10 protein-coding genes are annotated in these 14,644 nt (G+C 53.6%); all 10 read right to left on the reverse strand.

The genetic code is table 11. The features are described 5' to 3' along the window. Positions 1–8: 8 nt before the first annotated feature. Positions 9–1,454 (reverse strand): ATP-dependent Clp protease ATP-binding subunit ClpX, encoded by a 1,446-nt coding sequence (clpX, locus tag AB1I67_RS01030; protein ID WP_367027962.1) that lies wholly within the window; start codon positions 1,452–1,454, stop codon positions 9–11. Positions 1,455–1,562: 108 nt separating this feature from the next. Further along, positions 1,563–3,026: a trypsin-like peptidase domain-containing protein gene (locus tag AB1I67_RS01035; RefSeq protein WP_367027963.1), complete on the reverse strand. Its 1,464-nt coding sequence runs from the start codon at positions 3,024–3,026 to the stop codon at positions 1,563–1,565. Between the two features lie 126 nt (positions 3,027–3,152). After that, positions 3,153–5,474, reverse strand: coding sequence for an LCP family protein (locus tag AB1I67_RS01040; RefSeq protein ID WP_367027964.1), 2,322 nt, complete (start codon positions 5,472–5,474; stop codon positions 3,153–3,155). Positions 5,475–5,518: 44 nt separating this feature from the next. Further along, positions 5,519–6,931 (reverse strand): undecaprenyl-phosphate glucose phosphotransferase, encoded by a 1,413-nt coding sequence (locus tag AB1I67_RS01045; protein WP_367027965.1) that lies wholly within the window; start codon positions 6,929–6,931, stop codon positions 5,519–5,521. A 140-nt stretch (positions 6,932–7,071) separates the two neighbouring features. Further along, the gene (locus AB1I67_RS01050) at positions 7,072–8,067 is read right to left on the reverse strand and encodes a glycosyltransferase family 2 protein (RefSeq protein WP_367027966.1); all 996 of its coding nucleotides are present in this window, start codon (positions 8,065–8,067) and stop codon (positions 7,072–7,074) included. Then, positions 8,067–10,259 (reverse strand): glycosyltransferase family 2 protein, encoded by a 2,193-nt coding sequence (locus AB1I67_RS01055; RefSeq protein WP_367027967.1) that lies wholly within the window; start codon positions 10,257–10,259, stop codon positions 8,067–8,069. The genes AB1I67_RS01050 and AB1I67_RS01055 overlap by 1 nt, the downstream gene beginning before the upstream one ends. Before the next feature lie 6 nt (positions 10,260–10,265). Further along, the gene (locus tag AB1I67_RS01060) at positions 10,266–11,219 is read right to left on the reverse strand and encodes a glycosyltransferase family 2 protein (RefSeq protein ID WP_367027968.1); all 954 of its coding nucleotides are present in this window, start codon (positions 11,217–11,219) and stop codon (positions 10,266–10,268) included. Positions 11,220–11,536: 317 nt separating this feature from the next. Beyond that, positions 11,537–12,499, reverse strand: a complete 963-nt coding sequence (locus tag AB1I67_RS01065) for an NAD(P)-dependent oxidoreductase (RefSeq protein ID WP_367027969.1) — start codon at positions 12,497–12,499, stop codon at positions 11,537–11,539. Positions 12,500–12,559: 60 nt separating this feature from the next. Then, complete coding sequence (locus tag AB1I67_RS01070) at positions 12,560–13,738, reverse strand: class I SAM-dependent methyltransferase (RefSeq protein ID WP_367027970.1); 1,179 nt, start codon at positions 13,736–13,738, stop codon at positions 12,560–12,562. Further along, the gene (locus tag AB1I67_RS01075; RefSeq protein ID WP_367027971.1) at positions 13,710–14,636 is read right to left on the reverse strand and encodes an NAD(P)-dependent oxidoreductase; all 927 of its coding nucleotides are present in this window, start codon (positions 14,634–14,636) and stop codon (positions 13,710–13,712) included. Before AB1I67_RS01075 ends, AB1I67_RS01070 begins: the two co-directional genes overlap by 29 nt. Positions 14,637–14,644: the final 8 nt, after the last annotated feature.

A 14,644-nucleotide genomic window follows, 5' to 3' on the forward strand; every position in this document is an offset into this window, starting at 1 on the left:
CCCTTTTGTCATCCCCGCATCTGGATCAGCGGCCCGCCGCTCTTTTCCAGATAAGGGCGGGTGATGACAACAGAACCGATATTGGGATCCTTGGGAATCTCGTACATGATATCCAGCATATACTCCTCCAGGATCGCCCGCAGCGCCCTCGCTCCCGTCTCCCTCTTCAGGGCTTCCTGAGCGATCCATTCCAGGGCCTCATCCTCAAAGACCAGCTTCACTTCATCCATCTCCAAAAGCTTCATATACTGCTTCAAAATAGCATTTTTCGGTTCTCTTAAGATCTTCACCAGAAGATCCTTTGTCAGCTTTTCCAGGGTCACCACCACAGGCAGGCGTCCAAGGAACTCAGGGATCATGCCAAAGGTGCGCAGGTCCTCGTTCGTCACCCGGCTTAAGATGGCAGTATCATTCTCATACTTATCCTTCAGCTGTGCGCCAAAACCGATAGAAGACGCTTTCAAAAGCCGTTCTTTTATGATATTTTCAAGATCCGGAAATGCTCCTCCGCAGATAAACAGGATATTGTCTGTGTTCACTGTGGTCATTGGAGTCAGGGCATTTTTCTGGTTGGAGCCTACCGGCACCTCCACATTGCTGCCCTCTAAAAGCTTCAGCAGCTCCTGCTGCACCGATTCCCCGCTGACGTCTCTGGTATTGGTTTCTTTTTTCTTGGCGATCTTGTCAATCTCATCAATAAAGATGATGCCATGCTCTGCTTTCTCCACATCGTTCCCTGCTGCTGTGAGAAGCTTTGATACCACACTCTCAATATCGTCACCTATGTATCCTGCCTCGGTGAGCGAAGTGGCGTCTGCGATCGCAAGCGGCACATCCAGCAGCTTTGCCAGAGTCTTTACCAGGTAGGTCTTCCCGCTTCCCGTAGGACCGATCATCAGGATATTGGATTTCTCAATATGGATACCGTCATCCTCTGCCTCCTGCCGCCCGGCGCTCAGCCCCTCTGCATAGACGCGCTTGTAGTGATTATAAACCGCTACGGAAACCGCTTTTTTTGCACGCTCCTGGCCGATCACATACTCGTCCAGACGCCGTTTGATGACATGGGGCGCCGGGATATCCTTAAGCTCAAAATCAGGCGCAGTTTTCCCTTTTTTCTTTTTAACCTGCTGTTTCTTCGGGATCCGTATATCTACATTTTCATCCACACTGCCGGGATTGCTGAAATTCATATTCATATACGGCATATTCGTTATCTGTGAAAGATCCACTTTGGACAGATCGATCTTCGATAAATCCATCCCATTTCCCATTATGGAGTCAAATGCCTTCTGCATACAGTCATGGCACAGGCACATATTTCCCGGCATGACGATCATGCTCCCGGCTTTGCTCTCCGGTCTCCGGCAGATGTAACAGATTTTTTCATACTCCTGCTCCTGCTCGTTTGCATCACCGCCGTTTACGTCCGTCAGCCCTTCTTTCTCGTCCATTTATTCTCCTCACTTTTCCTGATTATTTTTAAGGTTTTATTGCACAAATACTCAGAGTACATCTCTGCACTCTGAGTATTTAGTCCGTCGGCCTTACGCCGGCTTTTGTCAATTTGTTTCAGCCGCCGGTTTCTTCCCGAGGGTGATCTGTACGGTACGTTCCATGTACTGTCCATTGTCCAGAGACTGGACTGTCAGGTTTACAGTATCGCCGCCCTCATAATAGGTCAGCATATCCTTTAAATCCGCCATAGTCCGCACAGTCTGCCCATCAAACTTGGTGATGATATCCTTTTCTCTTAGATCTGACTGGGACGCTGCACTGTCTTCCACGATCTTATATACATAGATACCGCGCGGCATTCCATACATGGAAGCTGCCATCTCGTCGATGTTCTGCCCCTGGATACCCAAGTATCCCTGCTTTTCCTCATCAACCGCCACGCGGGTCTTCTTGTTCATCAGCTCATTGATGATATCCTGTGCCTGGGAGATCGGGATCGCATATCCCATGCCTTCCACTGCGGTAGAAGAATACTTTGCGGCATTGATGCCGATCACCTCGCCATTCATATTGAGCAGCGCTCCTCCGCTGTTGCCCGGATTGATGGCTGCGTCGGTCTGAAGCAGGTTCCTGCTGGTGGAATCCTCCGCCTTCACATCACGGTTCAGTGCACTGACATATCCAACTGTCACAGACTGCCCATACCCCAGTGCATTTCCGATAGCGATAACGCCCTGGCCTACTTTCAGGGAATCAGAGTCGCCTAACGTTGCCACCTTGATCTGGCTCATGGTATCTGACGGAATGTCTGCCAGCGGGATCGCGATCACCGCCAGGTCACTGTCGGAATCCGTTCCTTTGATGGCTGCGCTGACCTGCTCATTGTCGATAAAGGTCACGGTCAGCTCCTTAGAATCCTGGACCACATGATTGTTGGTCACCACCAGGAGCTCATTGTCGTTCTGCCCCACAATGATACCGGAGCCGCTGCTTGGCACCTCCACCGTCTGGGTCGGGCCAAACCAGGTCTGCTGCTGCATCAGCATCGTATTGTTGATGGCGACAACAGACGGCATCGCTTTTTCTACGATCGCAGATACATCCGTCTGGATTGCCGGGGTAACAGCCGCTCCTGCCTGGACGCTGGAAGGTCCTGCGGTCTCTGCCTGCCCGACAGTCACGCTGGCTTCTGCCTGCGTCTCCTGCGGTGCATACTGGCCTTTCAGATATTCACCGACCGTATTCACGCCAAACATGGTGGCGCCTGATACGGTACCGAACAGCAGCGCCGCCGCAGTCACGCCGGCTACCTTTGCCGCTACAGAATGTTTCTTAGGTTCCCGGCGCTCCCGCTCCTGCGGAATGTGGGACATGTTCATGCGGCTGTTCTGTTCCCAGCCGCCGCCCGGGATCTGTTCCCGATCCGCATGATGGTAATCGGAGTAATGGTACTCGTCGCGGCTCCGCTCCATGTTGTCGTGTCCCATATATTCAGCCTGTCCCGGAGCCTGCCCGGATTCCTGCAAATCATTTCTGCTGTTGATATCATTTCTGTCATCATCGTACATAATTATAATCCCCTTTCCTGTATTTCATTGTTGCTATACGTAGAATATAACAATGAAATGTGACTAAATTGTGATGGAATTATAATATAACTGTGAATTGCACAGCTTCAAAAATCACTGTCCCGGTCACTGCCCCGGCGCTGCCACTGTGCCGGTCGCCCCTGGCGTCGGATTCACTGCGCTCTGTCCGCCTGGCCCCTGCTGTCCCACGGTCTCCGCACCGTTCCCGCCCGGGAACTGCGGAACATCCGCTGCCGTAGTCCCGCTTCCTGGACCAGTCGCCGCCGTCGGTGCTGTGGAAGTACCCGGCGCTCCCGTGATACCGCCGCCCGGACGGTTGTCGGAACCGGAGGTTGGCTCTGTAGTCCCACCCGGTCTCAAACCGGAGCCGGAGGTTGGCTCTGTAGCCCCGCCCGGCCTCTGACCGGAGCCGGAGGTCGGTTCTGTGGTTCCACCCGGCCTCTGGCCAGAACCGGTAGTTGGCTCTGTGACCGTCCCTGGACGATCAGATGTGGTGGGATAATCTGCGGTTCCATTGTGTCCTGCAGACTCTCCCGGTCTCGTGGAAGGAAGGCCGTCTGCTCCGGTCGGACGTGTCGCACTGCTCTCCGTCGGGTCTCCTGGACGTCCGGTATGACTCTCCGTCTCGATCGGATTCCCATACTCATCTGTTTGCACGACAGTCGTAGGACGGGTGGGAACCGTACTCTTCGTCGTATCCTCCAAACGGAAACCGTCCTCGTCGGTCTCTATCTCAATATAATCGCCGTCCTCATCCGTTTCCAGCTTCACTTTCCGTTTTACCTTCTTGCCATCTGCATCAGTCTCATAGATATACTGATAGCCTTCGTCATCGTTGGATTTCTTTGTGGCCTCGGTCTCTGCCGCCTTGGTCTTCGGAGGCTGGATCACGCCGCCGCTGGTGCCGACTTTGTCTATTACCTGCCCTTCTTTATATACCCCTGTATCCGAGGATATTTTTGCACTCAGACTCTTTACGGTCTCGGACGGCACATACTCCGAATCTCCAAACAGGAATTCATGAAGCCGGATCACATTGCTCTCCAGCGTCGCCGGTACCACGACAGCACCCTTTTTGCCCATATTGGCATCCCCGCGCTGGTTGGGGAAGCCGGTGGTCTCTCCCAGATAAAACTTGTTGATATTCCTTGCATTGTTGACCAGGTCGTCCACCCAAAGGCTCGTATAAACATTGGGGAATACCGTACCGATCAGCGTATACAGCGTCTGGAAATCTGCTTTCTGCGCCTTCTCAAAGGCCAGGGCAATGATCTTCCTCTGGCGTTCCGTACGCGCATAGTCCGTATCCATCAGACGCAAACGCCCGTAAGCCACCGCCTGGACGCCATCCAAATGGTTCATCCCCGCATGGGTAAGCTGATGGGAGCCGATACCGGTCGCCTTTACAGTTTCCGTGATAAAGGAGTTGATATAGTAAAACTCAGCCTTGCTCAGCTCTACATCCACACCACCCAGGATATCGATAGCCTGGGCCACTCCCTTCCAGTTAAAGGTCACAAAATCATTGATCTTTAAATCCAGATTCCGGTTCAGGGCCTCTACTGCCTGCTCTGCGCCGCCCAGGAAATAAGCCTGGTTGATCTTATTTAAAGGACCGTTTTCCGAAAGGCTTAAGTAAGAGTCACGGTAAACGGAAACCAGCTTGATCTCACCGGTATCCAGATTGATATTGCAGATCATGTTGACGTCCGCATTGGTACTTTTGCGTATGGCGTTGTCACGGGCATCCACACCAAAGATCGCGATGGTCCAGTATCCCTTCATGGTCTCCACCGCAGATTCTGCAATATCATTACTTTTCAGTTCTTCTATCTTGATATCCTCCGGCCGCTGGAGCTTTGCCATGGTCCTGGCCACAAACCCGTAACCGAAGATAAACACCAGCGCAAAGCATTCTGCTATGATCATAGCGATCATGCGGCGGCGTTTCTTCTTTCTGGCGATCTGCGCCTCCATACGCGGAGGAAGGCCTCCTCCTGACGCTGCTGTCTGCCTGGATGCATTTCTCCGGTCGCCCGCCTGACGCGGACCTCCCTGACGGCTGCCAGCCTGGCCTGATGCGCTTTGACGGCTCCGATTCTGACCTGATACGCCTGGACGCCCTCCTGCCATACCGGATGCGTCCCGGTAGCTTTCCTGCCTGCCGGCGCTCTGCGGCCTCACCGGACGGACAGACGGGTCCCCTAAGATATCCAGTTCATCGCCCGGATTCCCATAAGGTTGCCGGCGTCTGTTTCCCCCGTCTTCCCTTTCACTGCGGCCCGCAGCGCTGGTTCTGTCCTGTCCCGGAGCCGGTCTGCCGCCTCCTGTCTGATACGCTCCGCTTTCCGTTTCCCTCAGTCTGGGATTCCGGCGGCTCCTGCGCTCTGTCCCGCGCTCAAAATCATCATCGTAATCGTGGCTCATTCCGTTACCTCATTTCATCTCATGCCCATGTCACAGTCTTTGGATCAATACGCATTTTTATTTATAAAACCTTTGAAAAATGTCAAAAACAAAATCTTAAAATCAAATCCCAAAGTCCAGTTTTCGATATAATACAGGTCATGCTCAATCCGCTTTGTAATTGAAGTATCTCCGCGGTAGCCATTGACCTGCGCCCATCCGGTCATGCCCGGACGCACCTGATGCTTGATCATATATCTGGGGATCTCTTCTTTAAAACGCTCCACAAAAAACGGACGCTCCGGCCTGGGCCCCACCAGGCTCATATCGCCCACCAGCACATTAAAGAGCTGGGGCATTTCATCAATACTTGTCCTGCGGATGAATTTCCCGATCGGAGTCACCCGCGGATCATTCGGAGTGGTCCACTGACCTTTTTCCTTATGCGGCTCCTGGACTTCCATGGAGCGGAATTTGTACATCTTAAACGGCCGGTTGTGAAGCCCGACCCGCTCCTGTTTATAGATAAGCGGCCCCGGTGACGTCAGCTTGATAATGACAGCTGTCAGGACCATGAACGGCGAAAACAGCACCAACGCCACAACTGCCCCAAAAATATCCACAACACGCTTGATCGTGGCGTTCAGCATATCATTGAGGGGAACGCGGCGGATATTGATGACCGGAAGACCCAAAAGATCCTCTGTATAGGGTTTCGTCGGTATGATATTATTGTAATCCGGTATGAATTTGGTATGCACGCCGGATTTTTCGCATTCTGCTACCAGCTGCTCCAAGCAGCCGTATTCTTTGATGCTGAGGGTTATAGCTATCTCATCCAGCACATTCAGGCTCAAGATCGTCTTTAAATTGGTGATCGGTCCGATGATGCGGACTCCCCGGTAATCCTCACCGCGCTGCATATGGTCGTCCAGAATCCCCCGGATCTGATAGCCCCACTCTGGATTTGCCAGGACCCGGTCGATGTAATGCTCTGCCGCCCGGCTGTATCCGATCAGAAGCACATGCTTCTGGTTGTAGCCTTTGGCGCGCATGGAACGCAGCATCATGCGGATCAGGTTCCGCTCCAGGGTCTCCGCCGTAATATTAGTCAGGAAGAAGCCCACTACCAGTTTTGCAGAGAAATGCTCCAGATACGGATTCTTCCTCCCCAGATAAAGCACAGTGCCAAGCAGGAACAGGCCAATGATGTTCGCCTTGCAGATATTGGCGAACTCCAGCCTCCGGCCCTGCACCCGCTTGGGGGTAAACAGATGGAATATGGCATATAAGAGCAGGTATACCGGCACGATGATAAACAACGCCCGCATGTAAAACCAGGTAGGGAGCACGCCCACAGTGCCGAACCAGCCGCTTTTTAACGTTACAAACCAGCTAAAGACATACGCCGCCGCGATCACCAGCGCATCAAGCAGCACATGCAGGCGGTTAAATCTCGTTTGGTTATCTTTTATCATATTGTTTCACCTTGTTTTCCAGCATCTGCGGGCGCAAACCCGCGTGATCAGAATGCATAATAACTCGATGGTAACGATTATACATGAATTTTTCTGTTTACACCATTAAATTTCTCTTAAATATGCGTCCCATTTCTTTCTTATTTCCTACATCCGGCTGCCGCTTTGCGCACCTGCCGCCGTGAAAATTCGTAGATATAGAGGGCCGCGCCGTAGATCAGCTCCCACTCGATCGCCAGGTAATTGCCAAGGCACTCTTTTTTGTAAGGTACCTTTTTCGATTTGTGTGCCGTCAGGATCCCTTCCCTGACGCCCTCTAAGTAGTCCTTTTCAAACCCCAGCTTTTTAAAGAAAAAATATTTCCCAAGGATTCCCATGCAGATGGGCAGGCTGTTAACCAAAAGCTGGAAAAACGGCATGTTCTTGTAGTTTAAGTAGACGTTGTTCCGGGCCGCCAGCTTCACCTTGAACGGATTGTACTTGGAGCCGCTGGTGCCGCTGCCCACATGGTATACCACCGCCTGCGGACAGTATCGGTTATAGTATCCCGCAATCTTGGCCCGGTATCCCACATCGATGTCTTCCAGATAGGCAAAATGCATTTCATCAAAATATCCGATCTCCTCAAAGATCTCTCTCCGGTAAATGGCCGCTCCCGCGCAGGAGGAAAAAATATGGCAGGGACGGTCATACCGCTCCACCTCCTGTCCCACGCCCCGCTGATAAGCCCAGCCCATAATGCTGTACATATCCCCCGCGTCGTCCATCAGATCCCTGTGGTGGAGCTGGATCATCTTCGGGCTGACCGAGAAAATCCGCGTGGAAGCCTCGATCGCCCTTACAAGCTGTTCCACATATTCCGGCTCCGGCTCCGTATCATTGTTGAGAAGGATCACATATGGAGTGCTGCTGGCCCGGATCCCCACATTCACCGCACCGGAAAATCCGGTGTTCTCCGGCAAAAATATGGACGGGATATCATGCTCCTTCAGCCATTCCACGCTTCCGTCAGTAGAACCGTTGTCCACCACCAGAAGTTCAAAATCAGGGCAGGTCTGTTTTTCAAGGGCTTTCATGCAGGGCTCCATAAACTGGAGCCCATTATAATTTGGAATAATAATTGTCGCCTTTTTCATCATACCTCCAGCTTGTACGGCTCCCCGATCTTTTCTTTCAAAAGGTCCCGCAGCGCAAAATTGGACTTGCGCAGAGTCAGATTCGGGTTATAATAGGGATCTCCATCCTGCAGGATATCCGGCCATCTGCGGGCAAAAATGGCGATCTCCCGGTTGAACCGAGCCACCTTTTCCGGAGTGTCCTCAAGCCCTCGGGACTTGGATTCGTAGTGGTACATGGTCGCGTAGGGCGCATAGACCACCAGCTTCCCGGCAGCGCGCACCTTCATGCAGTAATCAATGTCATTGAAGGCCACCGCCAGCTCCTCCGTAAAACCGCCCACTGTGCGGAACACTTCCGCCTTTGTCATCATGCAGGCCGCCGTGACGGCGCTGTAATCCTGGGCACACATGGCCCGGTGAAAATAGCTGTTCTCCGCCTCGTGAAGCCCGATGAAAGTGTGCCCGGCGATCCCGCCGAAGCCCACGACCACGCCTGCATGCTGGATCGTGTCGTCCTGATACAGAAGCCTTGCGCCTACAATGCCGACGTCTGCCCGCTGGCAGAACCCCAGCATTTCCTCAAATATGCCCGGCGCAATGATCTCCGTATCGTTGTTGAGGAACAGCAGATACTCGCCTTTTGCAAAGGTCGCCCCGAAATTGTTGATAGCGGAATAATTGAACTCCCGCTCCCATTTGACCACATGCACCTGGGGAAATTCCTGCTGGATCTTTTCATAATAGGAAAAGGTCTCCTTCTCGGTGCTGTTGTTTTCCACCACCACAAACTCCAGGTTTTTATACGTAGCCCGCTCCAGAATGGAGCGGATGCAAAGATCCAGGTCCCCGGTATGGTCTTTATTGGGGATCACCACAGAGATGAGCGGTTCCCCCTGGATTTTAAAGGTCGTGTGGTAGATACCGTAATCCACGCCCTTCTCCACCTTCTCCGCCTGGATCCCGCACCGCTCATAATGAGCCATGACCGCCCTTGCCCCGGCCTCAAACGCATAAAGCTTGCTCTCCGGGTTGCTGGCCGTGGATTCCTGATGGCAGCGCCAATGGTACAGCACCTTGGGAATATGATGGATCTCCGCAGCCGCTTCCGTACACCGGAAGATGAAATCATAGTCCTGCGCCCCGTCAAATTCCTGGCGGAAGCCGCCCACCTTTTTCAAAAGGTCACGTTTGACCACGAACAGATGGCAGATATAATTGACGCTGGTCAGCAGATCCCCATTGAAATCCGGCTTAAAATGCGGGTCAAACAGCGCCCCGCCGTCCATATCCAGCTTGTCCTCATCGGAATAGATCACATCACAGGCCGGATGATCGTTGATCGCCGCCGCCACCTCAAAGAGCGCATGCTCCGGCAGGGTATCGTCATGGTCCGCCAGCACGATAAAATCACCCTTTGCCATCCTAAGGGCAGCATTGGTATTGCCTGCGATCCCCAGATTCTCGCCCAGATTCTCATAGCGGAACCGGGCATCCTTCTGGGCATACTGCTTCATGACCTTCTCTACGATCTTCCCTTCCCCCGCCGGGCTTCCGTTCGCCACGCACACCTCAAAATGCTTATAGGTCTGGGCCTGGATGGAGTCCAGCATTTCCCGCAGGTATTTCTCCGGGGTCTTGTACGCCGGGATCACGATGGAGAGCAGAGGTTCATAAGAAAACACCATCTCCCGCTGCCTGGCAAGCTCCTCCTCGGTGGGTTTGGTGAGATCATACCACTCGCCATAATCATAATCATTGTCCAGCCCCTGCAGCTTATGCCTGGATTTTAAAATAAGGGCCTTCAGGCCGTGTTTTTTTCCAAACTCCGCCGCCACGCGGACCGTTTCCATATTCATTAAGTCTCTGATCTTCTCAAGACGCTTGTGGGCGACGCTGGCCCGTTTGCCGATCAGCTCTTCATTGTATTTCACGCGGGCGGTCTTCCCGTCACAGGTGATGCACAGCCAGTAATCCTCGCCCCGGGTGTAGGGGAATCGGATATCAAACCCGTAATCCCGGTCATATACCTTCTTATAGTAGATCTGGCTCACATCGTCCCTGCGGGTGGACACCAGCTTAAACTCCACCGGTTTCTTCTTCGCATCCAGCACCGCAAATTCCGCCCTGGACTCCGGAGTCTTTCCGATCACCCATCCATTCAGCTCTATGGAATTTTCCCGTATTCTTACCACATCGATCTTATATTTCATCTGATCTTATCCTTCTTCTCCGGTTTTTTCAAAATTCAGCCGTTCTTCTTCTACCACAAGAGGGCGTTTCATGACCCGCTGGTTGATGGACAGCACATACTCTCCCACGACGCCGATAAAAAATATCTGAACGGAGCCGAGGAACAGCATACCGATCAGCATGGGCGCCATGCCTGCAGGGAAACGGTCCCACCAGATCAGCTTCATGACCAGGTAGGCTATAGCCACGATCATGCTGAAAAATGCGCTGATCCCGCCGATCAAAGTCGCCAGACGCAGGCCTACCTTTGTGTAGGAGGTGATGCTGAGCATAGCGGCGTCATAAAGCCGGTAAAAGTTGTTGTGGGTCTTGCCAGCGCGGCGTTTGGGCTGCTCATAGGGGATCTCCTTGCGTTTGTAGCCCAGCTCCGCCACGATCCCGCGTAAAAACGGGGTGGGATCGTCCAGTTTTCGCAGGACCTCGATAAAGTCGCGGTCGTATAGCCCGGAGCCGGTGAAATGCTCGATCTGCTCCACGTCGGACCATTTCTTGATGGTCTTGTAATAAAAGCTTCGCAGGGCGTACATGATCCGGCTCTCTTTGCTGCTGGTCTTGATCCCAATGACGATCTTGTAGCCCTCCTCCCATGCTTTCACATACTGGGGGATCAGCTCCACCGGGTCCTGGAAGTCCGCTACCATCTCGATCACGCAGTCGCCGTCCACCTGCAGCATTCCGTAATACGGAGAGTTGAACTGTCCGAAGTTCCTGGCGTTGAATATGGCCTTGATCCTGGGGTTAGAGGCACAGAGCCTGCGCAGGATCGGACGGGTATTGTCCTGGGAATCATTGTCTATAAATACCAGCTCATAGTCGTACTGGGGAAGATCCCGCTCAAGGGTCTCCAAGACAGCCTGACTGATGGGCTCTACGTTTTCTTCTTCATTATAGCAGGGGATCAGTATACTGATTTTTTTCATCTCAGCCTCCAAAGGTGGGGTCGTTGCGATTCAGCGCGGGAAAGTGCGTTGGCGGGAGGGTGGGGAGCTGGCCAGAATCTTCCAGTGACCGCTCGCGCTTAGTGGAGCGCATAGCGGTACTAAGGCGCCTGAAATACGGCGCCTAAGTGCCGATGGGCTCCAATGTCACTTCCAGATTCTGCCAGCTCCCCGCCCTCCCGGGCGACTGCATTGGGCTGAATCGCAACGGGGTGGCGGTATTTTAGGGTGTCGCTGCCACCAGGGATGGGGTGTTGGGGTAACTTTTCGTTGATTTTGGTTTGTTTGTGGTTGATTTTTTATTTGTCGTTTAGTTTTGTGTTGTCATTCATTTTTAACATGCGGCGGATGCCCTCGCTGAAAGGGGTCTCTTCGCTCCAGGTGCCTTCTGTCAGGGTCCGCAGACGCTTGGTGGTGGGGCAGATGGAGAGGGGGCCTTCTTTGGCTTGGGCGAAGGTGCCGTATTCTAAGTGGCCGCGGCCTCCGCACAGGGTGTGGATCTCTTCGGTGAACTCGCGCAGGGGGCGGGTGTCGGTGCTGGCAATGTTGATAGTGTGGGTCTGGGCCGGGAAGCGGTCGCTGTGTCGGTATAGCTCGACTACTGCCCTGGCTGCGTCTGTTATATCCATGAAATTCCAGCGGTGACGGCAGGCGCTTAAGCTTACGGTTTTGTCCTGAGGCAGGTCTCTCACCAGGGTGGAGATGATGGACCAGGGATGGTCTCCGTTTCCGTATACACTGAAAAACCGGAGGTGATAGTAGGTCATGCCCCAGCTTTTACAGAGAGGCTCTGCCTGGCGGTAGAACTCCAGCTTGGCTTTGCCGTACTCGTTGACCGGATGGCATTCCATAGATTCTTCCATGGTGCCGTCTTCTGTGATACCGTATTCTACCCGGGAACCGGCGTCCATGAAAATGCTGCAGCCCAGTTGGCGCGCGGCGCGCACACAGTCGATGGAGCCTGTGATATTGAGGGCCTGGACTGAGGGGGAATCGATCTCCTCACGGTTTACACCGCCCCATGCAAAGTGCAGAAATGCGTCTGCACTGCCGATCTCATGGATGCAGGACAGCACGTCTGCCATGGAGCCGGAGACCAGATGCAGGTTCGGATGGAAAGGGAGACGGTCCTTCTGCCGGGACTCCCTTCGCACAATGGCATAGACCGATGCTCCCTGCGAGAGCAAAATCCCGGCGACATGACTTCCGATGAAGCCGGTGGCTCCGGTCATCACGATTCGCTTATCTTTTAATTCTATCATAGGTTTACCTCATTATCTGTTTGGCTTCGGGACTTTACACATCCTCCCGCTGCCTGTCTGCTACAGGCATTCCACATGGGCGGTGCGCAGGGTCATCACCTGAATCTGACTGCCAAAGCGATTTCGGATGATTCCGGCAATCTCATCTGTATATCCCGGTGCGACGATCAGGATTGCATCCACCGGTTTCTCAAAGAAGTACTCCGGCGGCACGATCGGCAGATGGGACGCAGGGGCGAACCGCCCCTGCTTAAAGGGGGCAGAATCTATGATATATTCTGCCGCGGTACCGAGCAGAGTTGTGGCAGCCAGCGTGAAGCCCTGATGGCTGGCCCCCCAGACGGCAAGGCTTTTGCCCTCCGCCGCCAGTCCGTCCACTATATCCCGCAGTTCGCGGCTGGTGGTCTCGTAGCCGTTCAACAGCGGCTCTACCGAGATCCGGTCTGGTGATGGCTGGCTGACGGACACCCGTCCGGCGGGTATCTTTTTCACGATCATGGAGATCGTGTCGCGGTTGATCATCTCCTCCTCCAGGACACAAAAGCCGTTCTGCTCAAGCAGTTCCCGGAGAGTACCGAAGGAGTAGTACGCGATATGGTCCCGGATCAGTTCGTAATAACTGCCCTTTTCCAGAATATACTCCAAAGCGGGCACCGTGACAAGCCCCATTCCGTCATCTGCAAGATTGTGATGGATGGCCTGGAGCATTACGTCGGGTCTCGGCTGATGTTCCAGGAAGTTGAAGGACAGAAATACGTCAAAGCGGCCTTTTTGTCCATCTGCAAACAGCTGGTCCGGCTGCTCGGGAAACTCCTGCCAGACCTCAAGTCCGTCTGCCTGCGCCAGCGCTGCCAGCTCAGGCTTATGTTCCATGCCGTAGACCTGCACCGGGAACTCGGTCAGGACTTTGATAAATTCACCTCTGCCGCAGCCCACCTCCAGGAACTTCTTTCCTTCCAGGTGATACGTCTCGATCAGATGACGGTACTGTCTGCGCCGCAATTCTGTCATTGTAGTGGAAAATCCGCCCGCACGGATGACGTCCCTGTAATATGGTACAGGCTCGCAGTCAAACTGGACCAGACCGCAGCGCTCACACTGGTATAAGTGGAGCGTCATCCCCTGGTCCGTCTTTACCTCTTCCTGATCCGGTATATCCTGTGCTGATGCCGGGGCGTCTTTCAGCTCAAACAGGCATCTTTGCGGCAGACTATGGCCGCAGGCTATGCAATGTTTCATGAATTCCCTCCGCAAATGTAGTCTGGGGCCGCCACCCGGTCTCCCGGCAGATTTTGCTGATGTCCGGCATTAAGTCCGCCGGTCCTTCCGCATTCTGCGGGCGCTCCCCGTAAAGATAGCTGCCGCGGCTTCCGCACAGCCTGTACATTTCCTCGATATAGTCCTTAAGTATCCGGGTATCCTTACCGGCAATATTATAGACACCAGCCTGCCCTTCTGTCAACAGGCAGACCAGTGCCGCTGCCATATCTTCTATATATAAAAAGTTCCACTTCTGGGTGCATTCCCCCAGTTTCATGATGCCTCCCTCCTGCCAGGTCCGCAGACAGGACTGCACCAGGGACCAGGGATGGTCTCCCGGGCCGTATACACTGAATATCCTCGTATGAATATACTCCATTTTCAGAATTTTGCAAAGGCTTTTTGCCTGATCATAGAAATCCAGCTTCGCCTTTCCGTACTCCGATACCGGATGGCAGGGGGTCTCCTCCCCGATCAGCTCATGGCAGACGCCATACTCCGCCTGGGAACCGGTAAATAAAAAACGCCGGCAGCCAAGTCCGGCAGCAGCCTGTACTGCCGCCAGGGCATACTGTACATTTTCCTGCTGCACATCCCGTTTCGTCCGGTTGTCACTGCCTGCCCCGTCCCAGCCAATGTGAACCCAGGCATCCATCCGTCCATCCAAAACAAATTCACTGATCCGTCCTATCTCCCGCAGGTCCAGAGCAATCTGCTCCACACGTCTGCGGGACTCCTCCGGTATCTGCTCCAAAAGGTTCGCCATATGGCGGGAGCCGGGGCGTACCACCGCATATACCTGATGGTCCGCCTCCAAAAGCCGCCTGACTGTCACCGCTCCGATAAAACTCGTTGCGCCTGTTACCACTACCCTCATAGTTAAGT

The organism is Clostridium sp. AN503 (genome assembly GCF_040719375.1).
In the GTDB taxonomy this organism is placed as follows: Bacteria; Bacillota; Clostridia; order Lachnospirales; family Lachnospiraceae; genus Brotaphodocola.

Excerpts from the sequence above, each read along its gene's own strand:
- clpX (WP_367027962.1), bottom strand. The coding sequence starts at position 1,454 with ATGGACGAGAAAGAAGGGCTGACGGACGTAAACGGCGGTGATGCAAAC.
- AB1I67_RS01035 (WP_367027963.1), bottom strand. The coding sequence starts at position 3,026 with ATGTACGATGATGACAGAAATGATATCAACAGCAGAAATGATTTGCAG.
- AB1I67_RS01040 (WP_367027964.1), bottom strand. The coding sequence starts at position 5,474 with ATGAGCCACGATTACGATGATGATTTTGAGCGCGGGACAGAGCGCAGG.
- AB1I67_RS01045 (WP_367027965.1), bottom strand. The coding sequence starts at position 6,931 with ATGATAAAAGATAACCAAACGAGATTTAACCGCCTGCATGTGCTGCTT.
- AB1I67_RS01050 (WP_367027966.1), bottom strand. The coding sequence starts at position 8,067 with ATGAAAAAGGCGACAATTATTATTCCAAATTATAATGGGCTCCAGTTT.
- AB1I67_RS01055 (WP_367027967.1), bottom strand. The coding sequence starts at position 10,259 with ATGAAATATAAGATCGATGTGGTAAGAATACGGGAAAATTCCATAGAG.
- AB1I67_RS01060 (WP_367027968.1), bottom strand. The coding sequence starts at position 11,219 with ATGAAAAAAATCAGTATACTGATCCCCTGCTATAATGAAGAAGAAAAC.
- AB1I67_RS01065 (WP_367027969.1), bottom strand. The coding sequence starts at position 12,499 with ATGATAGAATTAAAAGATAAGCGAATCGTGATGACCGGAGCCACCGGC.
- AB1I67_RS01070 (WP_367027970.1), bottom strand. The coding sequence starts at position 13,738 with ATGAAACATTGCATAGCCTGCGGCCATAGTCTGCCGCAAAGATGCCTG.
- AB1I67_RS01075 (WP_367027971.1), bottom strand. The coding sequence starts at position 14,636 with ATGAGGGTAGTGGTAACAGGCGCAACGAGTTTTATCGGAGCGGTGACA.